Origin of the sequence: Streptomyces sp. Tu6071 (assembly GCF_000213055.1) — a bacterium.
In the GTDB taxonomy this organism is placed as follows: Bacteria; Actinomycetota; Actinomycetes; order Streptomycetales; family Streptomycetaceae; genus Streptomyces; species Streptomyces evansiae.
This window is the reverse complement of sequence record NZ_CM001165.1, coordinates 1,431,785-1,458,782: the sequence shown is the minus strand read 5'-3', so window position 1 is coordinate 1,458,782 and position 26,998 is coordinate 1,431,785. Positions and strand designations below refer to the sequence as shown.

General features: G+C 72.9%; 24 protein-coding genes and 2 pseudogenes. 14 read left to right on the top strand and 12 right to left on the bottom strand.

Annotated features, from left to right (window positions below; all coding sequences use genetic code 11):
• Positions 1-195: 195 nt before the first annotated feature.
• A complete protein-coding gene (locus STTU_RS06005; protein WP_007820793.1) occupies positions 196-1,239 on the bottom strand; it encodes a LacI family DNA-binding transcriptional regulator in 1,044 nt (347 codons plus the stop codon).
• A 281-nt stretch (positions 1,240-1,520) separates the two neighbouring features.
• On the opposite strand from STTU_RS06005, the gene STTU_RS06000 reads away from it, so the two are divergent.
• The 10 genes from STTU_RS06000 (at position 1,521) to STTU_RS05955 (ending at position 12,469) form a co-directional block, all read left to right on the top strand.
• The gene (locus STTU_RS06000) at positions 1,521-2,681 is read left to right on the top strand and encodes a Gfo/Idh/MocA family protein (protein ID WP_007820792.1); all 1,161 of its coding nucleotides are present in this window, start codon (positions 1,521-1,523) and stop codon (positions 2,679-2,681) included.
• On the top strand, positions 2,678-3,625 hold the full coding sequence (locus STTU_RS05995; protein ID WP_043254300.1) for a PmoA family protein: 948 nt from the start codon (positions 2,678-2,680) through the stop codon (positions 3,623-3,625). Before STTU_RS06000 ends, STTU_RS05995 begins: the two co-directional genes overlap by 4 nt.
• Positions 3,619-4,347: a cupin domain-containing protein gene (locus tag STTU_RS05990; RefSeq protein WP_256055707.1), complete on the top strand. Its 729-nt coding sequence runs from the start codon at positions 3,619-3,621 to the stop codon at positions 4,345-4,347. The genes STTU_RS05995 and STTU_RS05990 overlap by 7 nt, the downstream gene beginning before the upstream one ends.
• Before the next feature lie 66 nt (positions 4,348-4,413).
• Positions 4,414-5,739: an ABC transporter substrate-binding protein gene (locus STTU_RS05985; protein ID WP_007820789.1), complete on the top strand. Its 1,326-nt coding sequence runs from the start codon at positions 4,414-4,416 to the stop codon at positions 5,737-5,739.
• Positions 5,736-6,698, top strand: coding sequence for a carbohydrate ABC transporter permease (locus STTU_RS05980; RefSeq protein ID WP_010272061.1), 963 nt, complete (start codon positions 5,736-5,738; stop codon positions 6,696-6,698). Before STTU_RS05985 ends, STTU_RS05980 begins: the two co-directional genes overlap by 4 nt.
• Entirely contained in the window at positions 6,695-7,531 is an 837-nt protein-coding gene (locus tag STTU_RS05975) for a carbohydrate ABC transporter permease (protein WP_010272060.1), read from the top strand. The genes STTU_RS05980 and STTU_RS05975 overlap by 4 nt, the downstream gene beginning before the upstream one ends.
• A 5-nt stretch (positions 7,532-7,536) precedes the next feature.
• Positions 7,537-8,208, top strand: a complete 672-nt coding sequence (locus STTU_RS05970) for a hypothetical protein (RefSeq protein WP_007820786.1) — start codon at positions 7,537-7,539, stop codon at positions 8,206-8,208.
• Between the two features lie 41 nt (positions 8,209-8,249).
• Entirely contained in the window at positions 8,250-10,040 is a 1,791-nt protein-coding gene (locus STTU_RS05965; protein WP_007820785.1) for a glycoside hydrolase family 2, read from the top strand.
• A 174-nt stretch (positions 10,041-10,214) separates the two neighbouring features.
• A complete protein-coding gene (locus STTU_RS05960) occupies positions 10,215-11,765 on the top strand; it encodes a family 43 glycosylhydrolase (RefSeq protein ID WP_007820784.1) in 1,551 nt (516 codons plus the stop codon).
• 125 nt (positions 11,766-11,890) lie between these two features.
• Positions 11,891-12,469, top strand: a complete 579-nt coding sequence (locus tag STTU_RS05955; RefSeq protein ID WP_007820783.1) for a GNAT family N-acetyltransferase — start codon at positions 11,891-11,893, stop codon at positions 12,467-12,469.
• Between the two features lie 72 nt (positions 12,470-12,541).
• On the opposite strand, the gene STTU_RS05950 is transcribed toward STTU_RS05955, so the two are convergent.
• The 4 genes and pseudogenes from STTU_RS05950 to STTU_RS05940 all read right to left on the bottom strand — a co-directional run bounded on the left by STTU_RS05950 (position 12,542) and on the right by STTU_RS05940 (position 15,012).
• Positions 12,542-13,306: an SDR family NAD(P)-dependent oxidoreductase gene (locus STTU_RS05950; RefSeq protein WP_043254298.1), complete on the bottom strand. Its 765-nt coding sequence runs from the start codon at positions 13,304-13,306 to the stop codon at positions 12,542-12,544.
• Positions 13,303-13,956: pseudogene (locus tag STTU_RS35265) on the bottom strand (MFS transporter); the annotation flags it as partial. The gene STTU_RS05950 and the pseudogene STTU_RS35265, both read right to left, overlap by 4 nt.
• An 85-nt stretch (positions 13,957-14,041) precedes the next feature.
• Positions 14,042-14,635: pseudogene (locus tag STTU_RS35260) on the bottom strand (MFS transporter); the annotation flags it as partial.
• A 122-nt stretch (positions 14,636-14,757) separates the two neighbouring features.
• The gene (locus STTU_RS05940; protein ID WP_043254297.1) at positions 14,758-15,012 is read right to left on the bottom strand and encodes an Atu4866 domain-containing protein; all 255 of its coding nucleotides are present in this window, start codon (positions 15,010-15,012) and stop codon (positions 14,758-14,760) included.
• Between the two features lie 123 nt (positions 15,013-15,135).
• Between STTU_RS05940 and STTU_RS05935 the strand changes: the two genes are divergently transcribed.
• Positions 15,136-15,972 carry a helix-turn-helix transcriptional regulator gene (locus tag STTU_RS05935; protein ID WP_043254295.1) on the top strand — a complete coding sequence of 279 codons (837 nt, stop codon included), beginning with the start codon at positions 15,136-15,138 and terminating at the stop codon, positions 15,970-15,972.
• Between the two features lie 58 nt (positions 15,973-16,030).
• Entirely contained in the window at positions 16,031-17,317 is a 1,287-nt protein-coding gene (locus STTU_RS05930) for a teichoic acid biosynthesis protein C (RefSeq protein ID WP_234019166.1), read from the top strand.
• A gap of 23 nt (positions 17,318-17,340) precedes the next feature.
• On the opposite strand, the gene STTU_RS05925 is transcribed toward STTU_RS05930, so the two are convergent.
• The 5 genes from STTU_RS05925 to STTU_RS05905 form a co-directional block, all read right to left on the bottom strand.
• Complete coding sequence (locus STTU_RS05925; RefSeq protein ID WP_043254291.1) at positions 17,341-17,619, bottom strand: hypothetical protein; 279 nt, start codon at positions 17,617-17,619, stop codon at positions 17,341-17,343.
• Positions 17,620-17,832: 213 nt separating this feature from the next.
• Positions 17,833-20,565 (bottom strand): tetratricopeptide repeat protein, encoded by a 2,733-nt coding sequence (locus STTU_RS05920; protein WP_086021128.1) that lies wholly within the window; start codon positions 20,563-20,565, stop codon positions 17,833-17,835.
• Between the two features lie 71 nt (positions 20,566-20,636).
• The gene (locus STTU_RS05915) at positions 20,637-21,119 is read right to left on the bottom strand and encodes a hypothetical protein (protein ID WP_007820765.1); all 483 of its coding nucleotides are present in this window, start codon (positions 21,117-21,119) and stop codon (positions 20,637-20,639) included.
• Positions 21,120-21,338: 219 nt separating this feature from the next.
• Complete coding sequence (locus tag STTU_RS05910) at positions 21,339-21,521, bottom strand: DUF397 domain-containing protein (protein ID WP_043254287.1); 183 nt, start codon at positions 21,519-21,521, stop codon at positions 21,339-21,341.
• Positions 21,518-22,357 carry a helix-turn-helix domain-containing protein gene (locus STTU_RS05905; protein ID WP_007820763.1) on the bottom strand — a complete coding sequence of 280 codons (840 nt, stop codon included), beginning with the start codon at positions 22,355-22,357 and terminating at the stop codon, positions 21,518-21,520. The genes STTU_RS05910 and STTU_RS05905 overlap by 4 nt, the downstream gene beginning before the upstream one ends.
• Positions 22,358-22,500: 143 nt before the next feature.
• Here STTU_RS05905 and STTU_RS05900 point away from each other — a divergent pair, with 143 nt between their 5' ends.
• The gene (locus STTU_RS05900; RefSeq protein WP_007820762.1) at positions 22,501-22,950 is read left to right on the top strand and encodes an ATP-binding protein; all 450 of its coding nucleotides are present in this window, start codon (positions 22,501-22,503) and stop codon (positions 22,948-22,950) included.
• A gap of 66 nt (positions 22,951-23,016) precedes the next feature.
• A complete protein-coding gene (locus STTU_RS05895; protein WP_007820759.1) occupies positions 23,017-24,144 on the top strand; it encodes an aminopeptidase P family protein in 1,128 nt (375 codons plus the stop codon).
• A gap of 121 nt (positions 24,145-24,265) precedes the next feature.
• Here the strand turns inward: STTU_RS05895 and treZ are convergent, their stop codons facing one another.
• Together treZ and STTU_RS05885 are read right to left on the bottom strand one after the other, a co-directional pair.
• On the bottom strand, positions 24,266-26,017 hold the full coding sequence (gene treZ / locus STTU_RS05890) for a malto-oligosyltrehalose trehalohydrolase (protein ID WP_043254286.1): 1,752 nt from the start codon (positions 26,015-26,017) through the stop codon (positions 24,266-24,268).
• A gap of 302 nt (positions 26,018-26,319) precedes the next feature.
• A complete protein-coding gene (locus STTU_RS05885) occupies positions 26,320-26,703 on the bottom strand; it encodes a VOC family protein (protein ID WP_007820755.1) in 384 nt (127 codons plus the stop codon).
• Positions 26,704-26,998 lie beyond the last annotated feature (295 nt).

Genomic DNA, 26,998 nt, shown 5'->3' with positions numbered 1-26,998 from the left:
GGGCGGGTGGCCGGCGCTGGGGGCCGGGTGCGCGGGGCGGAGGGGGTGGGGGAGCGCGTGGCGGAGGTACGGGGCTGCTCCTGCCGGGCCGTCACCGCCCGGCGGGCGTAAGGGCGGGGGAGCGCGCGGCGGAGGCGCCGGGCCGTCACCGTCCGGCGGGCGCGCGCTCCTGCCCCGCGCGCCCCCGCGCGGTCCTCACCCCTCCACCCGCGCCCGCCCTCCCCGTGTCGACTCCCGCTCGACCAGCCAGTGCGGTGCGTGGTGCACCTCGAACGGGGGTGGGATCGTGGCGCTGATGCGGTCGGCCAGGCACTTCACGGCGAGTGCGGCGATGGCCGCCTTGTCGGGCACGACCGTCGTCAGGGACGGCGTGCCGTAGCGCGCTTCCTCGGTGCCGTCGATGCCGGTCAGGGCGATGTCCTCGGGGACGCGCAGCCCCGCCTCGTAGAGGGCCCGGCGCGCGCCGAAGGCGAGCAGGTCGCTGAAGCACGACACCGCGTCCGGGCGGCTGCCCGGCGGCAGGGCGAGCAGCGCCCGCATCGCCTCCAGCCCGTTGCGCCGGTCGAACTCGCCCACGGGCGGGGCGAGCCGGGGGTCGAAGGGCAGCCCGGCCTCGTGCAGGGCCCGCTGGAAGCCCTCCAGGCGCTGGCGGCTCGTCGCGGAGCCCTTGCGGTCGTGACCGATGGCGGCGATGCGCGTACGGCCGAGCGCGGCGAGGTGCGCGGTGGCCGCGTGCGCCGCGGCGACGTTGTCGATGAGGACGTGGTCGGCGGCGACCCGCTCGCGCGCGTAGCTGCGCTCGCCGAGCAGGACGAGCGGGAACGTGCCGGAGACGGGGGCGAGTTCCTCGGCCGTCGTGTGCAGCGGCGAGAGGATCACGCCGTCCAGGAGCGAGGCGCCCACGCCGCCCGCGAGCCGCAACTCCTCGGCCGGGTCCCCGAGGGTCTCCTCGATGAGGACCGTCAGGCCCAGCGCGGTCGCCTCCGTCCGTACGTGCTGGGCGAGTTCGGCGAAGTACGGGCTCACCAGCTCCGGTACCACGAGCGCGATCATGCCGCTGCGCCCCGTGCGCAGCCGCCGCGCGGTGGGATTGGGCCGGTACCCCAGCTCCTCCACGGCCTTCGCGACCCGCGCCCGCGTCGACTCGGAGACACGCGGCGCACCGCGTACAACGTTGGAGACCGTTTTGATCGACACTCCCGCGCGCTGCGCCACGTCCTTGAGTGTCACCGCTGCCACAACCCGTGTCCTCTCTCGGGAAAAGGCCAGTCTAGAGCCCTGATGACAGCCTGTGCCAGAGCCGTCCCGAGCGGAAGAAGTCCGCTGCCGAAGGGTTGACCCCGGCGATATACGGCGGTTACAACGTGGGAACAGCAAGCGGTTGCTGTCCGGAATCCACCGGCGGTCGCCGCCTCCCGGGTCCCCCCTGCCCGCTCCCGGGCAACGGGACGCCATCACGCCGGGTCCGCCCCTCGGGGGCCTCCACCGCCCCGTACGCACGCCGTCCGCAGAGAGGCCGCATGTCTTCGCCCACCCGCACCCCCGCCAGCCCCCCGCCCGCACCCCTGCGCACCGCGGTCGTCGGGACCGGCGGCATCGCGCGCTCCAGCCACCTGCCCGCGCTGCGCACCCTCGCCGAGGAGGGCGCGACCGAACTCGTCGCGGCGGTCGACCTCGACGCCGCCTCCGCCGCCTCCTTCGCCGCGGAAGCGGGGATCGCGCACTCCTCCACCGACCTCGAAGCGACCCTCGCCGCCGTCCGCCCCGACCTCGTCGTCCTGAGCACGCCCCCCGCCGTCCACCGCGAGCAGGCGATCGCCGCGCTGCGCGCCGGGGCCTGGGTGTGGTGCGAGAAGCCCCCGTGCCCCTCCCTCGCGGACCTCGACGCCATCACGGCCGCCGAGCCCGGGGGCGAGCGCGACCCGTACCTCTCCATCGTCTTCCAGCACCGCTTCGGCTCCGCAGCGCGCCACGTGCGCCGCCTGTTGCGCGAGGGCGCCTTCGGCAGGCCGCTCGTCGCCCACTGCCAGACCACCTGGTACCGCGACACCGCCTACTACGCGGCGCCCTGGCGCGGACGCTGGGCCACCGAGGGCGGCGGACCCGCGATGGGCCACGGCATCCACCAGACCGACCTCCTCCTCGACCTGCTCGGCCCCTGGGAGGAGGTGCGCGGCATGGCGGGCCGCCTCGTCCACGACGTCGAGACCGAGGACGTCTCGACCGCCCTCGTCCGCTTCGCCGACGGCGCCCTCGCCACCGTCGTCAACAGCGTCCTGAGCCCCGACGAGGTCAGCCGCATCCGCATCGACTGCGCCCTCGCCACCATCGAGGTCACGCACCTGTACGGCTACCGCAACGCGGACTGGCGCATCACGCCCGCCCCCGGCGTCCCCGAGGAGACCGTCGCCGCCTGGCGCGACTTCGGCCCCGACGAACCCAGCTCCCACCTCGCCCAGCTCCGCGCCCTCACCACCGACATCCTGGCCGGGCGCAGGCACCCCACCAGCAGCGAAGGCGCCCGCCGCACGCTGGAGTTCGTCACCGCCCTCTACAAGTCCGCCTTCACCGGGGACGCCGTGCGCGCCGGCGAGATCGCGCCGGGCGACCCCTACTACACCGCACTCCACGGCGGCGCCCCCGGCTGGGCCCCCGCCGAGGCAGGAGAGAACGCCGCATGACCCTCGTACTGACCCACACCCACGGCGACCGCGTCACCCTCGCCCACGAGGCGAGCGGAACCGAACTCCTCGCCTACGTCTACAAGCCCGAGGACCCCTGGGAGGCGCCCAAGCCGTACCTGCACCCGCTGCGCACCCTCTCCGGCGCCCTCGTCACCGACTACCGGCCCAACGACCACCGCTGGCACAAGGGCCTGCAACTGACCGCCTCGCACCTCTCGGGGCAGAACCTGTGGGGCGGCAACACCTACGTGCACGGCGAGGGCTACCTCGCCCTGCCCGAGCGGGTCGGCTCGATGGCCCACACCGGCTTCGGGACCGTGCGCGCCGAGGGCGACCGCGCCCTCATCGAGGAGACGCTGACCTGGCACCCCCACGACACGGCGGTGCACTGGGCCGACGAGCGGCGCCGCATCGAGGTCGTGGCCGGCACCGACTGCTGGTCGCTCACCTGGACCTCCGCCGTCACCAACCGCCACAGCGAGCCGCTGCGCTTCGGCAGCCCCACCACCCACGGCCGCCCCGACGCCGGGTACACCGGGCTCTTCTGGCGCGGCCCGCGCGCCTTCCGGGGCGGCGAGACCTTCACCGCCGAGAGCCCCGCCGCCACGACCCCCGGCGACGAGGACGGGGACCGGGACCTGATGGGCACCCAGTCCGACTGGCTCGCCTACACCGGCGAGCACGACGGCCGCGACGGACACGCCACGCTCGTCTTCGCGCACGCGCCCGGCAACGACCACCGGGGCGAGGCGGGCACGCACCCCGCCCACTGGTTCGTACGCAGCGAGCCCTTCGCCGCTGTCGCCCCCTCGTGGGCCTTCCACGAGGAACTCGTCCTCGCGCCCGGCGACTCCTTCGCCCGCACCTACCGCGTCACCGTCGCCGACGGCCGCTGGGACCGCGACCGCGTCCTCGCCCACTTCGAGGAGCAGCCGTGGTGAGCGACACGTACGAGGGCTTCCCCGGCGCCGTCGCCGTCTCCCGGCTCAGCGTCTACGACTGGCCCACGATCGACGGCCACCCCGGCGGCGGCACCCCGCACCTCCACCTCGCCTGCACCGAGGGCTACGTCGTCGTCTCCGGGCGCGGCAGCGTGCAGACCCTCACCACCTCCGGCTACCGCGAGGACCCCCTCGAAGCGGGCGCCGTCGTCTGGTTCACACCGGGCACCATCCACCGCCTCGTCAACGAGGACGCGCTGCGCATCACCGTCGTGATGCAGAACAGCGGCCTGCCCGAGGCGGGCGACGCGGTGCTCACCATGCCACCCGAGCTGCTCACCGACCCCGCCACGTACGCGGACGCCGTCCGCATCCCCGCCGAGGGCACCGAGGAGGAACGGGCCGGGACCGCGCGCCGCCGCCGCGACCTCGCCACCCGCCGCTTCCTCGCCCTGCGCGAGGCCACCGAGCAGGGCGACCCCGCCCCGCTCGCCGCCTTCCACCGCGCCGCCGCCGCCCTCGTACGGCCCCAGCTCGACGCCTGGCGCACCCGCCTGCGGGAGGGCGCCGAGGCGGCCACCCGCGCGAGCGGCGCCCAGCTCGCCGCGCTCCGCGAGGGGAACGCCGAACACCTCGCCCACGCCCGCGTCACCGCGACCGGGCCCACCGCACGCGGCCGCTTCGGCATGTGCGGACGCCTCGACGTCTACACCGGAAGCTGACCCGCCCCGTACGCGCGCCCTCACGGCACTTCGCCTCCCCCGCCACCCGCACCCCTGGGACCACCCATGCCCGAGCCACCCGTCCTCCGGCCCCGCCGACGGACCTTCCTCGCCCTGAGCACCCTCGGTGCCACCGCCGCCCTCGCCCCGCTCTCCGCCTGCTCCTCGGACGACGCGGGCGGCGGCAAGGGCGTCACGCTCACCTTCTCCTGGTGGGGCAACGACGACCGCGCCTCCCGGACGAACAACGCCGTCAAGCTCTTCGAGAAGGAACACCCCGGCATCACCGTCCGCACCTCCAACGCCGACTTCGGCTCCTACCTCACGAAGCTCGCCACCCAGGCGGCGGGCGGCGGCGTCCCCGACGTCGTGCAGCTCGACTACCGGCAGATCTCCCAGTACGCGGCGGGCGACGCCCTCGCCCGCCTGGACGAGCCGATCGACGCGGGCACCATCCGCACCGACGAGATGGACGACTCCTTCCTGCGCACCGGCACCTACCAGGGCCGCCAGTACGCGCTGCCCATGGGGCGCGGCATCACCGGCTACGCCTACGACTCCCACCTCTACGCCAAGGCCGGGATCACCACCCCCGAGCCCTCCTGGACCTGGGAGGAGTGGGCGGACGCCAACGTGCGCATCCACCGCCTCGGGCTGCACGGCCCCGACGGACGCACCGTCACGGGTTCCAACGACGGCGGCACCAATGAGGACGTCTTCGAGGACTGGCTGCGCAGCCGGGGCGGGCAGCTCTACGAGGACCAGCGCCGCCTCGCCTTCAGCGAGCGCGACCTCACCGCCTTCTGGACCTTCTGCGACACCCTGCGCAAGGAGGGCGCCGTCGCCGCCGCCCGGGACACGACCCAGGCCAAGAGCACCGAGACGAGCCCGATGGGCCGGGGACTGGCCGCCGCCGACTTCACGTGGGACGCGCCCTTCCCCGGCTACCCCGCCCTCCTGGGCGAGCAGGTCCACTACGGGCCCGTCCCCACCACCGGCGGACGCGCGGGCGCCTACTTCAAGCCGTCCATGCTCATCGGCATCGGTGCCCACTCCGCGCACCCGAAGGAAGCCGCGCAACTCGTCGACTTCCTGCTCAACGACCACCGCGCGGGCGACATTCTCGGCTTCTCCCGCTCCACCCCGCCCAACCGCGCCGTCGCCGCCCGCGTCGCCACCACCCTCAAGGGCGCCGAACGCGAGATCTACCGGTACGCGCAGGCCATGGAGAAGTACGGCCTCGCCGACCCGCCCACCGCCCCGCCCCGGGGCGACCTGGCCGTCCAGGCCGCCTTCGGGCGTACGTACCAGCGCGTCATGTTCGGCCTGTCCACCCCCCGGCAGGCCGCGCGCGAACTCATCGACCAGGCCAACCGGGAGCTGAGGCAATGAGCGTCCTGACCACCCGGCCCCCGGACCGCACCGCCGGGCCGCCCGCCCCGAGGAAGGGCCGCGCCCGGCGCCGCCGCGAACAGCAGTGGCCCGCCTACGTCTTCCTCTCCCCGTGGATGATCGGCGCCGTCGCGCTGACCCTCGTCCCGATGGCGGTCTCCCTCTACCTGTCCTTCACCGACTACAACCTCTTCGACCCGCCGCACTGGGTCGGGCTGCGCAACTACACCGAGATGCTCACCGAGGACCCCCGCTACTGGCGGTCCGTCGGCACGACGCTCCTCTACGTCGTCGTCGCCGTCCCGCTCAAGCTGGGCCTCGCCCTCGGCGTGGCGATGCTCCTGAGGAACCTCGGCCGGGGCCGCGCCTTCTACCGCTCCGCGTTCTACGCGCCCTCGCTGCTCGGCGCGAGCATGTCCATCGCGCTCGTGTGGCGCGCCCTGTTCAACGACGGCGGCACCGTCGCGCGCGTCCTGGACGCGGTCGGCATCCACACCGGGGGCTGGGTCGGCAACCCGGACTACGCCGTCTTCGCGGTCGTCCTGCTCACCGTGTGGCAGTTCGGGGCACCCATGGTCATCTTCCTGGCCGGGCTTCAGCAGATCTCGCCCGACCTCTACGAGGCGGCGGCCCTCGACGGCGCCGGCCGCTGGCGGCAGTTCCTCTCCGTCACCGTGCCGATGCTCTCGCCCGTCGTCTTCTTCAACCTCGTCCTGGAAACCATCCAGTCCTTCCAGGTCTTCACCCCGGCCTTCGCCATCAGCGGCGGCGACGGCGGCCCGGCCGACTCGACGCTCTTCTACACCCTGTACCTCTACGAACGCGGCTTCACCGCCTCCCACATGGGCTACGCCGCCGCCATGGCCTGGATGCTGCTCCTCGCCATCGGGGCCGTCACCCTCATCCTCTTCCGCACCTCGCGGTCGTGGGTCTTCTACGCGGACGAGGAGGACCGGTGAACACGCTCACGAAACGCTGGCTGCCGCACACCGTCGCCCTGGTGTGCCTGCTCCTCCTGCTCTACCCGCTCGGCTGGCTCGCCGCCACCTCGCTCAAACCGGCCACCGAGGTCGCCACGAGCCTCAAGCTGTGGCCCAGCCACTTCGAGTGGTCCAACTACACGACGGCGCTCGACGGCGTCTCCGGCGTCCCGGTCGGCCGCCTGCTCGGCAACAGCCTGCTCATCGCGGGCGGCGCCGTGCTCGGCAACGTCCTGTCCTGCTCGCTGGCCGCCTACGCCTTCGCCCGGCTGCGGTTCCGGATGCGCAAGCCGATGTTCGGCTTCATGGTGGCGACGCTCATGCTGCCCCACCACGTCGTCCTGATCCCGCAGTACATCATCTTCAACCGGCTCGGCCTGGTGGACACCTACTGGCCGCTCATCCTGCCGAAGTTCCTCGCCACCGAGGCGTTCTTCGTCTTCCTCGTCGTCCAGTTCATGCGCGGACTGCCGCGCGAACTGGAGGAGTCGGCGCGCATCGACGGCTGCGGCGCCTTCCGCACCTACTGGGCCATCACGCTGCCGCTGAGCAGGCCCGCGCTGATCACCACGGCCATCTTCACCTTCATCTGGACCTGGAACGACTTCTTCACGCAGATGATCTACCTCTTCGCGCCGGAGAAGTTCACCATCACGCTCGCGCTGCGCAGCTTCGTGGACCAGTCGAGCACGTCCGCCTACGGGCCGATGTTCGCGATGTCCGTCATCTCCGTCCTGCCCATCGTGCTCTTCTTCGCCGTCTTCCAGCGCTACCTCGTCCAGGGCATGGCCACCTCCGGACTGAAGGGCTGAACACCATGAGCCGACCCGCACCCGCTCCCGTCCGCGCACCGAGCCGTCGCGCTCCCGCGCCCGCCCCCGCAGCCGCTCCCGCACACACCCCCGCGCCCACCGACCGCCGCGAACCCGGCGAGGTCTTCGGCCCCGCCTTCACGCTCTTCGCCGACGTCCTGCTCGTCAGCCTCCTCACGAGCCTGTGCTGCCTCCCGGTCCTCACCGCGCCCGCCGCCTTCGCCGCCGCGTCCGCGACGCTGCGCGAGACGGCGGCGGGCGGCAGGAGCGCCTCGGCCCGTACGTACCTCCGCGGCGTGCGCGCCCGCCTCGTCCCGCGCTCCCTGCTCCTGGGCCTGCTGGTGCCCGCCTTCGTCGTCGCCGTCCGCGCCGACCTCGCCCTCGCGGGCGGGGAGCTGCCGGGCCGGGCGCTCGTGGGCCCCGCCCTCGTCGTGCTCGCGCTCGGCGCCGGGGTGCTCCTGCTGCGGGCGAGCGCCGCGGCAGGCCCCGTCACGGCGCGTACCGCCTGGCAGCGGGCGGCGGCCGACCCGCACGGCAGCCTCCTCCTGGTGGCCGCCCTCGTGCTTGCCGCGCTCATCGCCTGGTCGATGCCCCTCCTGCTGCCCCTGCTCCCCGGGCCCCTCGCCTTCGCCGCGACCGCCGTCGACCTGCGCGCCGCCCCGCAGGCCGAGAGCTGAGTGCCACCGTCCCACCCGCCCCCTCCCCACGGAGTTCGTTCATGCACAGCCACCTCGACGTCGCCGGCCACCCCCGGCCGCAGCTCGTCCGCGACCCGGACTGGCGCGACCTCTGCGGTACGTGGCAGTTCGCCCACGACGACGCCGACCAGGGCCGCCGCGCCCGCTGGATGGCCCCGGAGACCACCGCGCCGTGGACCCGCGCCATCACCGTCCCGTACCCGCCCGAGTCGCCCGCCTCGGGCATCCACGCCACGGACCCGCACCCCGTCCTGTGGTACCGGCGCACCCTCGACGTGACCGCCCCCGCGCCCGGCCGCCGCCTCCTGCTCCACTTCGGCGCCGTCGACCACCGCGCCGAGGTGTGGCTCGACGGGCACCTCGCGGGCCGCCACGAGGGCGGGCACACCGGCTTCACCTGCGACCTCACCGACCTCGTGACCGCCGAGGGGCCGCACGTCCTCGTCGTGCGCGCCGAGGACCGGCCGGACGCGGCGCAGCCGCGCGGCAAACAGGACTGGCGCGCCGAGCCGCACGTCATCTGGTACCACCGCACCTCCGGCATCTGGCAGCCCGTCTGGCTGGAGGAGGTCCCCGAGCAGCACCTCACCGCGCTGCACTGGGAGAGCGACATCGCCCACGCCCGCGTCCGCTGCCGCACCCGCCTGGACCGCTGGCCCGACCAGCCCCTCGACCTGACGCTCCGGCTGCGCCTCGGGGACCGCCTCCTCGCCGAGCAGCGCGTACGGCTCGAAGGGCCCGAGAACGAAATCGACATCGCCGTGCCCGCCCTGCGCCACGGCCAGGACCTCGACGACCTGCTGTGGAGCCCCGAGCACCCGCACCTCGTCGACGCGACGCTCGAACTGACCGACGCGGGGAGCGGCGCTCTCGTCGACCGGGTCCACTCCTACCTCGGGCTGCGCGACATCGGCTGGGACGACGGGGTCTTCCTCCTCAACCACAAGCCGTGCTTCCTGCGCTTCGCCCTCCAGCAGGGCTACTGGCCCGCCTCGCACCTCTCCGCCTCGGCGGCCGAACTGCGCGAGGAGGCCGAACTCGCCAAGTCCATCGGCCTCAACGGCCTGCGCCTGCACCAGAAGATCGAGGACCCGCGCTTCCTGTACTGGGCCGACCGGCTCGGCCTCATGCTGTGGGGTGAGATGCCCTCCGCGTACGCCTTCGGGACGCCCACCGTCGAACGTGTCACGGCCGAGTGGACCGCCGCCGTCCTGCGCGACGTCAGCCACCCCTCCCTCGTCGCCTGGGTACCCGTCAACGAGTCCTGGTCGGTGCCGCACCCCGCCGAGGTCCCGGCCCAGCGTCACTTCATGGACGCGCTCTACCACCTCACCAAGGCCCTCGACCCGTCCCGTCCCGCCGTCTCCAACGACGGCTGGGAGATCTCCGCCGCCGACATCTGGGGCGTGCACGACTACACCCAGAACGCGTGGGACCTGCGCGAGCGCTACGGCAGGCCCGTCCGCGCCGGCGCCTTCGGCGAGCAGTGGCCGGGCGCCCGGCGGCTGCTGCTCGACGGGGTGCGGCACACCGGACAGCCCGTCGTGCTCAGCGAGTTCGGCGGGGCGACCTTCGTGCCCGAGGAGAGCGCGCCGTGGTTCGGGTACGACACGGTGGAGAGCCCGGAGGACTTCGCCGAACGCCTCGCCTCACTCGTCTCGGCCGCCGAGGACTCCGGGCTCGCGGGCTACTGCTACACGCAGTTCACCGACACGCTCCAGGAGACCAACGGACTGCTCGACGCCGCCCGCCGCCCCAAGATCGAACGGGAGACCCTGCGCGCCATCCTCTCCGGACGCGCGCGCTCCTGACGGCCGGGGGCGCCCTTCGCGGGGGACGGCCCGCGCCTCCCGGTGTCCGCGCGGAGTCTTGACGCCGCCCCGGGCCGTCCCTACGGTGACCCACCGACAGCTCTGCAACGTTGTAAACCGTCCGTCCAGCCCGGCCGCAGGCCGGGACCGGCGTTTCACGAAGGAGCCCCCCACATGAGCGCGCCCCCGCCCCACGCCTCGCGTTCGTTCCACGCCTCGCGTTCGTTCCACGCCTCGCGTTCGTTCCGCCGCCCGCGCCTGTTCGGAGTCCTGCGCCTGTTCGGTGCTCTCGCCGTCCTCGTCCTCCTCGGCGCGGGTACGAACGCGGTCCGCCCCGACGAGGCCGCCGCCGCGCCGTCCGCCGCCGCCCAGGCAGCCGCCCCGTCCGCCGCCGCCGGGACGTTCCGCAACCCGCTCAACACGGGCCCCGACCCGTACATGACGCACTGGAACGGCAACTACTACCTGACGACCACGCAGGGGAACAGCGTCAAGATGTGGCGCTCCCCGTCCCTGAGCACCCTCCTGACGGCCGATCCCGTCACCGTGTGGACCGACACCGACACGAGCCGCAACCAGCACATCTGGGCGCCGGAGTTCTACCGCTTCGGCGACCGCTGGTACCTCTACTACACGGCCGACGACGGCACCGACGACCACCACCGCGTCTTCGTCGCCGAGTCCGAGCGCGACGACCCCACGGGCCCGTACCACTTCAAGGCGAAGCTCGCCCCGCCGAACCACGCGAACGACTTCGCCATCGACCCCGGCATCCTCCAGGTCAACGGCCGCCTCTACCTCGCCTACAGCGGCATCAACCAGTACCAGCACAACGGCCTGAACATCGCGCCGCTGTCGAACCCGTACACCGTCTCGGGCAACGCCGTCGCGCTCAACGCGGCCGGGGGCTGCCCGGAGGTGCGCGAGGGCCCGGAGTTCCTCTACCGCAACGGCCGCACCTGGATGACGTACTCCACGTGCGACACCGGCAAGCCGGACTACCAGCTGTGGATGATGTCGCTCCCGGACGGAGCCGACCCGCTCGTGCCCGGCAACTGGCAGCAGCACCAGGGGCCCGTCTTCTCGCGCGCCGACGACCACGGCGTCTACGGGCCGGGGCACCACGCCCTCTTCAAGTCCCCCGACGGCAAGGAGGACTGGATCGTCTACCACGCCAAGTCCACGTCGGTGAACACCTACAGCAACCGCACGACGCGCGCGCAGCGCATCGGCTGGAAGGCGGACGGGAGCCCGGACTTCGGCGTCCCGCTCGCGACCGGCGCGACGCAGGACCTGCCCTCGGGCGACCCGGGCCCCAGCGCCTACTGGATCAACGACGACGGCCGTTCCAGCGGCGCGGGCTCCCTCGCCTACACCGGCACCTGGAACTCCGGCACCGGCTGCGGCGTGCAGTGCTTCTGGGGCGACGACCACTGGAGCGCGACGGCGGGCAACACCGCCACGTACACCTTCACCGGCACGAGGATCGCGCTCCTCTCCGTACGGGACACGGGCAACGGCTACGCGGGAGTGAGCATCGACGGCGGCGCCGAACAGCGCCTCGACTACTACGGCACCCCGCGCACCGGCGAGAACCTCCAGTACCTGAGCCCCCGCCTGCCGAGCGGCAAGCACACCCTGCGCGTCCGCGTGACCGGCGACCACGACGGCCAGTCCGGCGCGTCCTTCGTCAGCGTGGACAGGGCGGAGGTCTGGACGAACTGACCGCGCCTCCCCGCCCCGGCCGGACCCCGCGGACGCCGCGCGGTCCGGCCGGACCCGTACCACCGGCCTCATGGCATCCCCGTAATCCCGTGGTGCGCCCGGCCGCCATTGGCGAGGATCGGGCCATGCACATCCTCCTGGAGACCGACCGCCTCACCCTCCGCGCCGTCGCCGAGGCCGACACGGACGATCTTCTCGCGCTCGACAACGACCCCGCCGTGACGCGCTTCATCAACGGGGGGCGCCCCACGACCCGTGAGGAGATCCGGAGCGGTTCGCTGCCGCGCCTCCTCCGCGACTACCCGGGCCTCGGCACGCGGGGCTACTGGGCCGCGCAGGGGCGGGAAACGGGCGCGTTCCTCGGCTGGTTCGCCTTCCGTCCCCTCGCCGAGCACAGCCCCGCCGAGGTCGAACTCGGCTACCGCCTGCGCCGGGAGGCGTGGGGGAGGGGGTACGCGACGGAGGGCTCCCGCGCCCTGATCCGCAAGGGCTTCAGGGACCTCGGCGTGCGGCGCGTCACCGCCAACACCATGACGGTCAACGCGAAGTCCCGCCGCGTGATGGAGAAGTGCGGCCTCACCTTCCTCCGCCACTTCACCGAGGAGTGGCCGGAGGTGATCGACGGCTCGGAGCACGGGGACGTGGAGTACGCGCTGACGCGGGCGGAGTGGGAGCGCGGCGCGGGTACGGGCGCGGGGAGCTGAGACCCCGCCCGCCCGCCGGCCACGGCACGCGCCCGCGCCGGAGGCCCGCCGACTTGACCGGCGCGGCGCGCGTCACGCCGCCGTGAAGCCGCCGTCCGCCGCCACCACCGCCCCCGTGACGAACGCCGACCGCGGCGAGGCCAGGAAGCACAGCACCTCCGCGATCTCCCCCGGCCGCGCCACCCTGCCGAGCGGATGCGCCCCGCCGAACGAGGCGAGATAGGCGCGGCTGTCGGGGCGGAAGGTGTCGAGGAAGTCGGTCTCGACGACGCCCGCGGCGACGAGGTTCGCGCGGATGCTCAGCGGGCCTCCCTCCAGTGCCAGCACCTTGGTCAGCTGCGCCAGCGCGCCTTTCGACGCGCTGTAGGCGGCGCCCTCGGGGAGGCCGACGGTGGCCGCGTAGGAACCGGTGGCGACGATGGAGCCGCCGCCCCGCTCCGCCATGACGCGGAACGCCTCCCTGGCGAAGAGGAAGGCGCCGCGCGCGTTGACGGACAGCACGGCGTCCCAGTCCTCCACCGTGGTGCGCGTGACGGGCTTGTTCAGGGTGCGGCCCGCGTTGTTGACGAGGATGTCGAGCCCGCCGAAGGCGTCCAGGGCGGTCCGTACGCCCCGTACGGCGGTCTCCTCGGCCGCGACGTCGCCCCTCACCGTCACGACGCCGGGGAACTCCTCGCGCAGCGCGTCGACGTCCGCCCGCCTGTCGAGCGCCACGACGCGGGCTCCGCGTGCGTGGAGCAGCGCGACCGTCTCCTTGCCGATGCCGCGCGCGGCGCCCGTGACGAGCGCGGTCAGTCCGCCGAACTCGGGAGCGGGGAGGGAGGACGCTGTGGTCACGAGGGATCTCCTTGCGTGGTGCGAGGGGCGTTCCGGAGGAGGAGGGCGCAGAGCAGCCCGGCGAGGACGGTGCCGACGACGACCGCCGTGCCCGCTCCGTGACCGGCCATGGGGTCCGCCGGGTTGGCCCGTCGCCCTGCCTCGGACACCGCGGTGACGAGGGCGAGGACGACGGCGCCGCCGATCTGCGTGAAGGTGTTGAGCAGGGCCCCCGCGAGGCCCTGCTCGCGGTCGGGGATTCCGGCCACGGCGCTCATGTTCAGCGCGGGGAACGTCGCCGCCGTACCCGCTCCGTTGAGGACCATGACGGGAAGGATCACGGTCAGGAACGAGCTGTCCGGACCGGCGCGGAAGAACAGCGCGTACGAGGCGGCGAGGAGCAGCATCCCGGTGGCGATCGTCCGGCGCGCGCCGAAGCGCGCCGTGAACCGGCCCGCGAAGGGGGCGAGCGCGCCGTTGGCGAGGCCGAGCGGCACGAAGGCCCCCGCCGTTTGGAGCGGTGTCCAGCCGAGGACGTTCTGGAAGTGCGGTGTGGCCAGAAAGGCGAACGCCGTGTACGCGCCCCACATGGCGAAGATCGTCAGGTTCACGCCCGCCGTCGTGCGCCGCCTGAGGAATCGCGGCGGGACCAGCGGCTCGCGCGCGGGACTCGACGCGCACGAACAGGGCGAGCAGGCCGACGGCCACGGCGAGGAGCACCACGGTGCGGGCGGAGAGCCAGCCGTGCGCGGGCGCCTGCGTGAGCCCGTACACGAGCACGACCAGGCCGCCGGTGGCCGTCAGCGCTCCGGGCACGTCGATCCGCGCACGGGTGCCGGGGGCGGGGTCCGCCGGGAGCAGTCGCCGCCCCGCGATCAGGGCCACCGCGGCCAAGGGCACCGGGAGCGCGAGGACGAGGCGCCACGACCACTCGGTGAGCACCCCGCCGAGCACGAGCCCGCCCACGAAACCGCAGGCGCCGGCCGTCGTGTACCAGCCGAGCGCGCGCCCGCGCCGCGGACCCTCCGGCCAGCGCGTCGTGATCAGCGAGAGGGCCGCGGGGGCCAGGAAGCCCGCCGCGATTCCCTTCACCGCGCGGGCGGCGACCAGGAGCCCGCCGCTCGGGGCCAGCGCCCCCAGGGCGCTCACCGCGCCGAAGACGGCGACGGCCGTCAGGAAGGCGCGCCGCCGCCCGTACAGATCGGCGACCCGGCCGCCCAGGAGCAGGAAGCCGCCGTACCCGAGGGCGTAGGCGGAGACGACCCACTGCAAGGACCCCGGCGCCATGCCGAGGTCGCGCTGCACGGCAGGCAGGGCGACGCCCACGTCGGAGAGGTCGATGGCGTCCATGAAGTGCGCGGCGCACAGGACGAGGAGAGCGGCCGTGCCGGGTGCGGGCGCCGCCCCCGGCCCCGCCGCGCTCTTCGCGGGGGCGGGTCGTCCCGCGCGGCGTCCGGGGGCGGCAGCCCGCCTCATGCCTCCTCCCGGTGGAGCACCAGATGCTCGTGGTACAGCACCCCGTCCCGGACATCTCCCGTCGCGGTGAAGCCGGTGTCGTCGACGTACTCGATGTGCGCGCCCGTGACGGTGTAGCTGCCGGTGTAGGCGCTGCGCCGGGTGCCGCGCGCCTCGTCGTAGCGGCCGTCCGGGAGGAGTTCCTGGCGGATGCGGCCGTCGGCCGTGACCCACATGCCGACCACGTCGACGTTCCCGGTGCTGTCTGTCATCAGGTGTCCCTTCTCGTCGGGATCACCGAGTCTGCGCAGCTCACGCGGGGGGTACCAGGCCGTTCCCCGCCTGGGTGCGGCACACCCGGGCGGGGCGGCGGGCGGGCGCCTAGCCTTGGCGGCATGGAGGAGAACCACTTGGGCGAGTTCCTGCGCGCGCGCCGCGCGGGGCTGCGCCCCGAGGACGTGGGGATGCCGAGCCACGGGGTGCGCAGGGTGAGCGGGCTGCGCCGTGAGGAGGCCGCCGTCCTGGCCGGGGTCAGCGCCGACTACTACACGCGCCTGGAGCAGGGCCGCGAACGCCACCCCTCGGCGCAGGTCCTCGGCGCCCTCGCCGGAGCCCTCCGCCTCGACGCGGACGCCCGCGCGCACCTGCACCGTGTCGCGGGGGTCGCCCCGGAGGAGGCCACGCACGTCGCGGAGCGGGTCGCGCCCGAACTGCGCCAGCTCCTCGACGGATACGCGCACACGCCCGCCCTCGTCCTGAATCGCACCCTCGACCTCCTCGCCACGAACGCCCTCGCCGACGCCCTCTACGCCCCCTTCGCCCCCGCGGACAACCTGGCCCGCATGACCTTCGCCGATCCGGCGGGCAGGGAGTTCTTCGCCGACTGGGACCGCTCGGCCGAGGCCGCCGTCGCGAATCTCCGCCAGGCGAGCGGCTACGACCCCGACCACCCGCGGCTGCGCGCCCTCGTGGCGGACCTCGGCGCGCACAGCGCGGCCTTCCGCCGCCTGTGGGCCCGGCACGACGTACGCGGCAAGACGCGGGCCGCGAAGCGGCTCGTCCACCCGGAAGTCGGCGCCCTCGCCCTGACGTACCAGTCCTTCGACGTACGCGAGGCCCCGGGCCAGCAACTCGTCATCTACCACGCCGAACCGGGCAGCCCCTCGGCCCAGGCCCTGGCCCTCCTGGGCTCCCTGCACGCGCACGCCGAGCCGTGGCACCGGTCCGGCTGAGCACGGCGTGGGCCCGCGAGCTTGGTGGGGTGCCGCACCGGCGTCTTGGATGGGCGGCATGATCCGGAACAGTGAGAGACACCCCAGCCGCCGCGCCCTGCTCGCCCTGGGCGGAGCCGGAGCGCTCTCCGCGGCGGCCGTCCCGCTCGCGACGGGCGCGGCGGCTGCCGCGACCTCTCGTACGACCGATACCGCGGCCCCTCGTCCGACCGGTGCCGCGCCCTTCCGTACAGCTGCCCCCGCGGCCTCTCGTGCGGCGGCTGCCGCGGCCCCTCCCGCCCCCGGCTCGGCCCTCCTGGTGGACTCCCCGCGGCTCGACCTGAACAGCCCGGCGGAGAACTGGATACGGGAGAAGGCCACCAAGGACCTCACCATCATCCAGTCCTTCGGCTACGACAACGCCAACGGCCACCTCTACCTCCTCCAGGTGACGCCGGGCGGTCTGCGACTGGACGGGGAATCCGCTCCCGTGAGCGCCGTGGACCGCAGCGTGCACGGCGACCTGACCCTCACCAAGTGGGACCTGTCCGGCGAGGTGCTCGGCCACATGTACCTGCGCGGCTTCGGGCACGGCATGAACATCGGCGTCGAACCGGTCGGCGGCTCGGCCTACTTGTGGACCGAGGTCGACGCCGTGCCGCTGCACGCCGCACCGCCCAACGAGAACTCCAGCCGCGGCACCCGCCTTGCCCGGTTCCCCTTCACCGACGGCAAGGTGCTCGACTCCACGGACCCCGGCCTCACCAAGCACACCCCGGTGCCCGGCTCCACGACCAACACGGCCACCGTCGACCCGGTCTACGGCCGCCTCGCCGTCCGCTACGTGGACAAGGACGGCCGCACGAAGTACCAGGTGCACGACCTCGACCTCGCGCGCCTCGGCATCTGGAGCACGCCCCTCGCCACGATCGACGAACCGAAGCCCCACGCGGTCCCCGGCTGGCCGCTCTCCACGTACGGCACCCCCTACTTCCAGGGGTACGCCGTCGTGGGCCGGTACCTCTACATGCTGCACGGCAACGCCTACGGCGACACCCAGGAGATCAACGGCGAGACGGTGGTGATCTCGCGCCCCGGCGTCGGCAACACCTTCCTCAGCGCGGTGGACCTCACCACGGGCGCCTTCGCCCCCGCCCCGCGCTCACCCTTCAACGCCCACGTCAACCCCTGCTACACCGCCGCCGCGAACAGCCTGATACATCGCGAGCCGGAAGGGCTCGGCGTCCGCGTCCCCGATCCGGCCAGGCCCGGCGTGTTCAGCATCGGCATCGGCTTCGCGGGCGGCGAGAAGGGCGAGCGCACGGCGACCATCTACGGCAAGTCCGGTCTGATCGCCCCCTCCTGAGGCCCTGCCCCCGGCGAACGCGCTCAGCGCACGGGCCTGAGCGCGTTCCTCCGCATCGACTGCCGCGCCCACAGCGCGATGACGAGCAGCACGGCCCCGCACCCGCTCCACCACCACGCGTGCGCCGCCCCGCGCACGGCGCCGACCGCCCACAGCACGGCCCACAGCGCGAGCAGCACGCAGGTCGTCGTCCAGGCGATGTCCCAGACCCGCCGCCGCGCCCCGACGCGCTGCGGCGTCCCGGGCTCCAACGGGCCGAGAGCGGTGGGGTCCTTGCACGGTCCATGCTGTGTCGTCGTCATGCCCGACGGGTACCCCGGGCGGCCCGCCCTACGTGTCGGAGGCGCTCCGCCGCCGCGGAGCCGCGCCCCCCGCCCTTCCGTCCCGCTCCAGCGGTGCAGGGCACGGGGAATCGCCTCCACCCCAGGTCAGCGTCCTTCGCCGAGCGCCCATCCGGCTAGGACGCGAGCGGAGCGGACGCCTTCCGCGCCGGAGTACCGCAGGAGACCCGTAGGTCACTCTGCCGACGGGAGACGTGCCTCGTTCGCGCTCACCGCACGGGCTGTCGTCAGGTGTTCGACGCTCGCGCTTTCGCCGTCGAGATCACCGGTCTCGCGACAGATGGCGAGGGCCTGTTCGTGTGCGGCGACGGCTCTCTCGTAGCGCCGCAGCTTACGCAGTGTGAGGCCGAGATTGTCGAGGGTCTCGCTTTCACTTTTGCGGTCGCCGATCTGGCGGTAGATGGTGACGGCTTGTTCGTATGCGAGGACGGCCTTCTCGTAGCTCTTGGCCTCGTGCAGGGCCAAGCCGAGAGCACCGAGGGTCAAGGCCGCATTCTCGCGGTCGTCGGTCTCACGGTGGACGGCGAGTGCTTCCTGATGTGCGGTGATGGCTTCTTCGAAATCTCCCGCCATGAGCAGTGCGACGCCGAGTACGTTGAGAGTCACTCCCGCGAAATGCGGCTCATCGGTTTCGCGAAGGAGCGGGACGGCTTTGTCCAGGGGAGAGATGGCCATCTTGTAATGCCCGGCTTCGTAGTGAGTAAAGCCGAGCTGGAAGAGAGCCAAGCCTTCGCTGTGGTGGTCGTCGGTCTTGTGAAGGACGGTACTGGCCTTTTCGAATGCGGTGGCGGCTTCGTCGTTGCGTCCAGCCTCTCGCAGTGCGATGCCCAGAAGGAGGTGGGCCACACCTTCGCTGTGGTGGTCGTCGGCGTTGCGGAGGATGGGCCACGCTTCTTTGAAGGCGGTGACGGCTTCTTCATAGTGTCCGGACTCGTACAGCGTTCTCCCGAGGTTGACGTAGGCGAGACTTTCGCTGTGGCGGTCGCCGATCTCGCGACAGATTTTGAGGTCCGCTCGGTGCGCCGCGAGAGCTCCCTCGAAGTCCTCCGTCTCGCCCAGGGCAAGTCCGAGGTTGTTCAAAGCTTTGCTTTCGCCTCGGCGGTCTTCGATTTCGCGGCAGATGGCGAGCGATTCCTCGTGCGCGGTGATCGCGTCGCTGTAGCGCTTGACTTCTTGCAGGGCGAGTCCGAGGCGATTGAGCGCTGTGCTTTCGCCTTGGGCGTCCTCGATCCCACGGCAGACGACGAGGGAATCTTCGAGGACGGTGATGGCTTCGTCGCAGCGTCCGACTTCTTGCAGGGCGAGCCCGAGGCCATTGAGGGCCCTGCTTTCACCTCGGCGGTCGCGGGTCTCGCGGCAGATGGTGAGGGATTCCTCGTGGGCGGCAACGGCTTCGTCGTGACGCCTCAGGTTGTACAGGGCGTTGCCGAGACAGTTCTGGGCCGCGCCTTCGCGGGCGCGGTCGCCGGTGGCGCGAAGGACTTCGACGGCCTGGCTGAAGACAGCGACGGCGTCCTCGAAGCGCCGGCGGTAATCGAGGTGCGTCGCCAGACAGAGGGCGAGGCGCGCGGTGGCGGGGTTCCGCCGTTCGCGGATGACGGCCAGCAGGTTGACACATTCGACGTCCATCCAGGCCAGGGCTTCGGCGTGGCCGGGAAAGGTGTCGGGCACCGGGGTGCCGGGCAAGGCTCGCAGATGCTGGTCGGCCGCGTCGGCCAGCACACTGTAGTGAGCGAGCAGCCAGGCGCGTGCCGCCTCGTCGTCCGGCCGGCCGTCAGGGTTGCCGGCGTCGGTCTGGTGGGCGGCGTGGTCGCGCGTGAGGTCGTGCATGGCCCAGCGGCTCCCACCCGCGACCAAGTCGTGGGTGAGAAGGTGGGCCCGGGTCAGCTCTTCCAGCTCCCGGCGGACTTCTGCCGGCTCTCGCTGAGCGAGCGCGGCCGCCGCGGGCAGGCCGATATCGGCGCCGGGTGTGAGGGCCAACAGGTGGAGAAGCTGCCTCGGGCGCGGCCGGAGTTGGTGATGGGACATGTCGAAGGTGGCGCGCAACGCGCGTTCGGAGTCGGTGCTGTGGACGTACGCGTCAAGGGCGTCGACACGCGAACGCTGCTCCTTGAGGTCTCTTAAGAGGTCACCGACGGTGAGGCTGGGGTTCAGGACGAGGACGGCGGCGCAGATGCGCAGGGCCAACGGGTGCCCCGCGCACCAGGTGACGAGGGCGCAGGCGTCCGGGTGGGCGTTGTCCACGCGTCCATCGGCAGGGCGTGTTTCCAGAAGCCTGGCCCGGAGAAGTGCGATACCCGCCCCGTTGCTGAGCGAGGCGATGTCCACGAGACGGGCGCCGAGGTCGGGGTGACTGTGCCGAGAGGTCACCAACAACCGGTGACGGCCACCGACCGGCACCAGTGGCCGGATCTGGGCTGAGGAGGAGGCGTTGTCCGCCACCAGCAGCACGCTCCGCCCCTCGCGCGCGAAGGCGGCCATTTTCGAGCTCAGCAGTCCCGCCCGCTGAAGCTGTGTCGGAGGGACATCGACCGCTTTCGGGTCCAGAGCGCGCAGAACGACTTCGAGTGCCTGGTCGGCGCTGAGGGGATCGCGGTCGTACCCACGCAGGTCCACGAACACCACATCCGTGTACCAGCCCTCTTCGTAGGCGAGATGCGCGGTGTGCAGGGCCAGGGCTGTCTTGCCGATCCCGCCCAGCCCGGTCAGCACGCTCACCACCACGGCACGCGCACGGTCGCCCTTCGACACCGGCGCGAGGACGTCACGCACCCGTGCGACCTCGTGTTCACGACCGACGAATACGGAGGGAGCTGCCGGAAGCGTCATCACCGGGCCGGGCTCGCCCGTGATCCCGTTCGCGTGGAAATATGCGTGCATCCCACCGTTGACGTAATTGGCCGCCATGCTGCGCTCGAGCGCGACGACATTGGCGTCCCTGGTCGCGCGGCTGGGAAAGGCGAATGCGCCGGGTGCGGTCAGCCCTCTTGGTTCCGCCCCGGCTGAGGAGGGGTTGGCCCTCCCGCGATCCTCACATTGCCCATGTTCACCGCCGCCGCCGAGCCGCCGTCAGCGCGCACGTGCAGGTCCCGGCCGACTACGACCCCTTTTCCCTCGGCGTTGAGCCCGCCCGGGATGTGTCCGGCGATCAGGGATCGCAGCTCTTCGGACGCGGTTGCCCGTTCCTCGTCGGACAGTCCCTCCAACAGGGTCTCCATGCGAGCCTGCCACGCGCTTTCCTGGCGCATCGACTCCCGCTCCACGTCGTCGGCTCCGCTCTGCCGGAGGGCGGTTTCCGTGCGGGTCAGCCGCTCCAGTTCCGCGTTCTCCCGTTCGGTGTCCCCGCGGCCGAACCACCGCGCCACCGCCTCGCGCACCAGCTGCCAGGCGTCAGTGCCCACCGCGGTCACTACGGCGGTTCCGCCCGACGCGGCCAGGGCCAGCAATTCCTGCTCCAGCACCGACAGTCCTCCTGACTGGACATCTTCCCCGTGTGCTGATGCTAACGGGGGAGACATGTCTGCAACGTCACTTCGGCGGGGTGGAGTTGAAATGACCGACGGCGGTCGGAGAGGGGTGTCCCACGTCCTTTGGCCGTGCGGCAAGGGGCGCCTCTCTCATCCACCGTGCCGGACACGCGCGCTGAAACGGTCAGCAGGTCCGGCGATTCCTGTTCACCGTCAGCGTGCACGGACTGCTTCGAGGAGGAAGTCGGCCCACGCGGTGGGGGCGGCGGTGAAGCCGGGGCGTGTGGTGTCCTTGGAGTCGCGGACGTGGACGGCGGCCGGGGTGAGGGCGACCTCTACGCAGCTGTCGCCCTCCGAGCTGCTGTAGGTGCTCTTGAACCAGTTGAGGGTGCTCATGTCGCGTCTCGCATTTCTTCGATCAGTCGCTTCGAGTCGGATTCGCTGAGGGCTTGCGCGGACAACTTCGCGTAGCGCTGCTTGAGGCGGCTGACCGGTTCGGGGTCGGAGATGAGCGCGCCGCTCAACTGGCCCTCTGTGTAGGCGTGCCAGCGGTGGTCCGCAGCCTCCATGAGGTGCACCGGGCCGTCGAGACCGGCGTGCTCGGGCTGGTAGCGCGGGATGATCTGCACGGACACGTTCCAGTTGTCCCGGATGACGTCGAGCAGGTGGGTCAACTGCTCCTGCGCCACACTCACTCCGCCGAAGCCCCTGTCCAGCACGCTCTGTTCGATCACGAAGCCGTAGGTGGTGGGCGGGTCGCGCTTGGTGCTGAGGAGTTCCTGCCGCGCGAGACGGCTCTCGACGCGCTCCTCGATCACCTCTTGGCGGGGCGTCGGCGGAACGGCGCGCAGCAGCGCGCGAATGTACGCCGGGGTTTGCAGGATTCCGGGCAGGAGGCGGGACTCGTACGTGTAGACGCCGAGAGCGGACCGCTCCATCGCCGCCCACTCCTGGTACCAGTTCGGCATCCCCCGGCGGCGTGAGAGGTACGGGACGAAAGCCTCCAGGACGCCGCGCGCCTCCAGCACCGCTTCGGACCGCCCGATGAAGTCCTCCGGCGGCATCCGGCGCCCCTGCTCGATCGAGGAGACCGTGGCGGGGGAGAAGCGCACCCGGTCCGCGAACTCCTGCTGCGTGAGCTCCCGCAAAACACGGAGCCTCTTGAGCACGGCCCCGAAAGCCAGCAGCACCTCCGAGCGCTCCGGCTCGCCCGTCGTCATCATCCGTGGCATCCAAGGGCCTTCCGCTCACCGCTCGTTCGTCAGCCATGGTGCGGTGATCCGGCTCGTACTGTCTACGTCCCGCACTCGTACGCTCACCCAGCGTACGCGTCCAAATCTGGTCCCACCCAGGTCAGGACGTCAGCCTTACCGCCATGACCTCCACTCAGACGCCCCACCAGTCCGCCCCCACCCCCTTCGTCCAGCGCTTCAGTTCCACCCTGCTCGGGGCCCGGCTCGCCCGGCTTCTCGTTGTGCACGAGCTCGGGACGTGGGGGTTCGGCAGCGGGAGTCCTCTCGTGCGGCGGGTCGAGACCGTCGTCGGGGAACTGGCCGCCAATGCCGTCACGCACGGCAAGGTGCCGGGGCGGGACTTCGAGGTGCCGGCGGAACTGCGCGTGACGGAGGGCGTGCTGCGGGTCGATGTCGCCGACGCGCGCGGGGAGTGCGGGCCGCCCCGGCGTCCCGCGCCGCGCGGGCCGCTCGCGGAGGGCGGCTACGGGCTCGTGCTCGTGGACGCGTGCGCCGACCGGTGGGAACTCGTGGACCGGCGCCCTGTCGGCAAGACCGTACGGGCCGAGTTCGCCGTGGACGGCGTGCTCTGAGCGGACGGGGCCGCGCCGTCGCCGTACGCTGGCGCTCGCCGTACCCGTACCGCGAAAGGCGAGCCCATGGCGACCGAGACCCCCGACCCCTTCACCCCCGCCGAGTACGAGAGCCGGATGCGGCGGGCGGCGGGGAACGCGCAGGCGGCCGGGCTCGACGGACTCATCGTGACGCCCGGCCCCGACATGGAGTGGCTGACGGGCTACCGGGTGCCCGCCGTCACCGAGCGCGCCACGATGCTCGTCCTCGCCGCCGGACGCGAACCCGTCCTCGTCGTACCCGCGCTGGAGGCGCCCGACGCCGAGGAGGCCCCGGGCGCCGGGGCGCTCACCTTCGAGGGCTGGCGCGACGGACAGGACCCGTACCAGCTCGTCGTCCCGCTCCTCCCGCTCGGCGGCCGGCTCGGCGTCAGCGACAACGCCTGGGCGCTGCACCTCCTCCACCTCCAGCGCACCCTGCGCGGCTCCGCTTTCGACTCGCTCACCGAAGCGCTGCCGATGCTGCGCGCGGTGAAGGACCAGGCCGAACTCGCCCGGCTCGCCGCCGCCGCCGAGGCCGCCGACGCCACGTACGAGGAGATCAAGAGCGTCCGCTTCGCCGGGCGCCGCGAGAACGAGGTCGCCGCCGACCTCGCCGCGCTGCTCCTCGGCCACGGGCACTCGCAGGTCGACTTCACGGTGGTCGGCTCCGGCCCCAACGGCGCGAACCCGCACCACGAGGCGGGGGAGCGGGTCATCGAGGAGGGTGACACGGTCGTCCTCGACTTCGGGGGCCTCAAGCACGGGTACGGGTCCGACACGACCCGTACCGTCAGCGTCGGCGAGCCCTCCGCCGAGGTCCGCGAGGTGCACGACATCGTGCGGCGCGCGCAGGAGGCCGGTTGCGCGGCCGTACGCCCCGGGGCGACGTGCCAGGACATCGACCGCGCCGCGCGCGCCGTCATCGACGAGGCCGGGTACGGCGAGTACTTCATCCACCGCACCGGGCACGGCATCGGCGTCACGACGCACGAGCCCCCGTACATGATCGAGGGCGAGACCCGGGAGCTGGTCCCGGGCATGTGCTTCTCCGTCGAGCCGGGGATCTACCTCCCGGGGCGCTTCGGCGTCCGCATCGAGGACATCGTGACGGTCACGGAGACCGGCGGCGAACGGCTCAACAAGACCTCGCGGGACCTCGTCGTCGTGCACTGAGCCGCCCACTCGACCCCTCCGCGAGGTGGGTGAGTGCTCACTCACCTCGCAGAGAGTGTCCCCGCCCGGGTGTCCTCGCCCGGGTGTCCCCGCCCGGGTGTCCCCGCCCGGGTGTCCCCGCTCAGGCGTCCTCCGCCAGCACCACGCACGAGCGCCCCGGCACCGTCACCGTCCCGCCGCCGTCCGGCTCCGCGACGTCCTCCCACGCCGCGAGGACCTTCACCGGGCCCGGCTCGACCGGCACGTCGACCGGCTCGGCGCCCAGGTTCACCGCGAGCCGCACGTCCCCGCGCCGTACCGCGAACCAGCCCGCCTCCGCGTCGAACGCCGTCTTCACGGCCGTCAGGTCGGGGGACTGGAGGTCGGGGCGCGTGCGGCGCAGGTCGATGAGCGTGCGGTACCAGGCGAAGAGGCGCGCGTGCGGCTCCTCGGCCAGCTCCGCCCAGTCGAGGCACGAGGCGTCGCGCGTCGCGTGGTCCTGCGGGTCGGGGATGTCCTCCTCGGCCCAGCCGTGCTCCGCGAACTCGCGCCTGCGCCCGCGCCGCACCGCCTCCGCCAGCTCCGGATCGGTGTGGTCCGTGAAGAACTGCCACGGCGTCGACGCGCCCCACTCCTCGCCCATGAACAGCATCGGCGTGAAGGGGGAGGTCAGGACGAGCGCCGCCGCGCAGGCGAGCACGCCCGGTTCGAGCTGGGCGCTCAGCCGGTCGCCGCGTGCCCGGTTGCCCACCTGGTCGTGCGTCTGCGCATAGCCGAGGAAGCGGTGCGCGGAGGCGTGCGCGCGGTCCACGGGGCGGCCGTGGTGGCGGCCCCGGAAGGACGAGTACGTGCCGTCGTGGAAGAACGCGCCGGTCAGCGTCTTGGCGAGAGCCGCGTACGGCTCGCGCGCGAAGTCCGCGTAGTAGCCCTGCGCCTCCCCGGTGAGCGTCGTGTGCAGCGCGTGGTGGAAGTCGTCGTTCCACTGCGCGTCGAGACCGAGGCCGTGCTCCGTACGGGGCGTGACGAGGCGCGGGTCGTTGAGGTCGGACTCGCCGACGAGGAAGAGCGGGCGGCCCGTCGACTCGGCCAGCTCCGCGACCGCTCCCGACAGCTCCTCCAGGAAGCTCAGCGCGCGCTCGTCGCGCAGCGCGTGCACGGCGTCGAGGCGCAGCCCGTCGATCCGGTAGTCCCGCAGCCAGGACAGCGCGCTCTCGCGCAGGTACGCGCGCACCTCGTCCGAGCCGGGCGCGTCGAGGTTGACGGCCGCGCCCCACGGCGTGCTGTGCCGGTCCGTCAGGTACGGGCCGTAGAGGGGCAGGTAGTTCCCGGAGGGGCCGAAGTGGTTGTGCACGACGTCGAGCACGACACCGAGGCCGAGCCCGTGCGCGGAGTCCACGAACCGCTTGAGCCCCTCGGGACCGCCGTACGGCTCGTGCACGGCCCACAGCGACACGCCCTCGTACCCCCACCCCCACTTCCCCGGGAAGGGGGACACGGGCATCAGCTCGACGTGCGTGACGCCCAGCTCCGCGAGGTGCGGAAGCCGTTCGGCCGCCGCGTCGAAGGTGCCCTCGCGCGTGTACGTGCCGACGTGCATCTCGTAGAGCACCGCGCCGGGGAGACCGCGCCCGGTCCACTCCGGGTGCCGCCACTCGTACGCGCCCTGGTCGACGACGGCGCTGAGCCCGTCGGGCCCGTCCGGCTGCCGCCGCGCGCGCGGATCGGGGTACGGGCCCGTCCCGTCCACGACGTACCCGTACCGCGCGCCCTGCCCGGCCTCCGCCTCGGCCGTCCACCAGCCGGGGCGGGTGGGGTCGCGCTCCATGCCGTGCGCCGACTCCTCCACCTGGAGGCGGAGCTGCTTCGCCTGCGGGGCCCACACTGAGAACTGCACCGGATCTCCTTGGTCGGGGGAGGAACGGGGGCAAGACACCGGCCCGGCCCCGGGCCGGCGCCGATCGGTGACGCTCGGTGTCCATGGTGGCGCAGATCAGCGCGATTCGGGGGGCTTTTGAGCGGGGGCGCTGTGTCGGGGGCGGGGCGGGGGCGTGAGGCCGGGGGTGCTTCCGCCGGGACGTGCGCGCGGGATCGCGTCGTGGCCGGTTCCCGCACCGGGCCGGGCGCTCGCGCGTGGACCGTGCGCGGCGCGGGCGCTTCCGCTGGCCCGAATGCCGTACCCCGGCGTCCGCCCGGTCGTCATGCCCCGCTCGGGGCCCGGCTCAGGTCGACGACGCAGAAGAGGTTGTCGTCCGGGTCGGCCAGGACGACGAAGTCGGGGTTCTCCGGATAGAGGGGCCAGTCGACGCGGCGGGCGCCCAGGGCGAGGAGGCGGGCGACCTCCGTGGACTGCTCCCCGGGGGTCTCCGTGAAGAGGTCCAGGTGGAGGCGCGGGCGGGGCTCCGGCGGGGACTGGCTGAGCATCAGGCCCAGGGCGCGGCCCGAGCCGTCCGCGTGGTGCAGCGTGCTCCAGCTCTCGCTTCGCCACTCCTCGCTCTCCACGAGAGGCAGCGCCGAGGTCCAGAAGGCGACCGCGCGGGTGAGGTCGGTGACGCCGATGACGGGAATTCCGAGGGTCAGCATGGGGGCGAGGGTAGTGGTCGCGGGGCGCGCGGGCGGTGCTACGCGTCGGGGCCAGGGGCGGAGGGCGGAGTTCGGGGGCGGCGCCCGCCTTCCGAGGGAGGGCCGTCCTGCGGCTGGGGAGGCAGGCTCCTCGCACGGGTGGCGGGGGTGGGCGTTGGCGCGGCCCCGGACGGCCGGTCGGGGATGCGGACGGCCGGTCGGGGACGCGGACGGCCGGTCGGGGACGCGGGCGGCGCTCCCCGTACGCAACGTGGCGTTGCTCCCGTACGCGATGCCCCCACGACGCGCCCGCGCC

Excerpts from the sequence above, each read along its gene's own strand:
- STTU_RS06000 (WP_007820792.1), top strand. The coding sequence starts at position 1,521 with ATGTCTTCGCCCACCCGCACCCCCGCCAGCCCCCCGCCCGCACCCCTG.
- STTU_RS05995 (WP_043254300.1), top strand. The coding sequence starts at position 2,678 with ATGACCCTCGTACTGACCCACACCCACGGCGACCGCGTCACCCTCGCC.
- STTU_RS05985 (WP_007820789.1), top strand. The coding sequence starts at position 4,414 with ATGCCCGAGCCACCCGTCCTCCGGCCCCGCCGACGGACCTTCCTCGCC.
- STTU_RS05980 (WP_010272061.1), top strand. The coding sequence starts at position 5,736 with ATGAGCGTCCTGACCACCCGGCCCCCGGACCGCACCGCCGGGCCGCCC.
- STTU_RS05970 (WP_007820786.1), top strand. The coding sequence starts at position 7,537 with ATGAGCCGACCCGCACCCGCTCCCGTCCGCGCACCGAGCCGTCGCGCT.
- STTU_RS05965 (WP_007820785.1), top strand. The coding sequence starts at position 8,250 with ATGCACAGCCACCTCGACGTCGCCGGCCACCCCCGGCCGCAGCTCGTC.
- STTU_RS05960 (WP_007820784.1), top strand. The coding sequence starts at position 10,215 with ATGAGCGCGCCCCCGCCCCACGCCTCGCGTTCGTTCCACGCCTCGCGT.
- STTU_RS05955 (WP_007820783.1), top strand. The coding sequence starts at position 11,891 with ATGCACATCCTCCTGGAGACCGACCGCCTCACCCTCCGCGCCGTCGCC.
- STTU_RS05940 (WP_043254297.1), bottom strand. The coding sequence starts at position 15,012 with ATGACAGACAGCACCGGGAACGTCGACGTGGTCGGCATGTGGGTCACG.
- STTU_RS05935 (WP_043254295.1), top strand. The coding sequence starts at position 15,136 with ATGGAGGAGAACCACTTGGGCGAGTTCCTGCGCGCGCGCCGCGCGGGG.
- STTU_RS05930 (WP_234019166.1), top strand. The coding sequence starts at position 16,031 with ATGATCCGGAACAGTGAGAGACACCCCAGCCGCCGCGCCCTGCTCGCC.
- STTU_RS05925 (WP_043254291.1), bottom strand. The coding sequence starts at position 17,619 with ATGACGACGACACAGCATGGACCGTGCAAGGACCCCACCGCTCTCGGC.
- STTU_RS05920 (WP_086021128.1), bottom strand. The coding sequence starts at position 20,565 with ATGGCGGCCAATTACGTCAACGGTGGGATGCACGCATATTTCCACGCG.
- STTU_RS05910 (WP_043254287.1), bottom strand. The coding sequence starts at position 21,521 with ATGAGCACCCTCAACTGGTTCAAGAGCACCTACAGCAGCTCGGAGGGC.
- STTU_RS05905 (WP_007820763.1), bottom strand. The coding sequence starts at position 22,357 with ATGCCACGGATGATGACGACGGGCGAGCCGGAGCGCTCGGAGGTGCTG.
- STTU_RS05900 (WP_007820762.1), top strand. The coding sequence starts at position 22,501 with ATGACCTCCACTCAGACGCCCCACCAGTCCGCCCCCACCCCCTTCGTC.
- STTU_RS05895 (WP_007820759.1), top strand. The coding sequence starts at position 23,017 with ATGGCGACCGAGACCCCCGACCCCTTCACCCCCGCCGAGTACGAGAGC.
- STTU_RS05885 (WP_007820755.1), bottom strand. The coding sequence starts at position 26,703 with ATGCTGACCCTCGGAATTCCCGTCATCGGCGTCACCGACCTCACCCGC.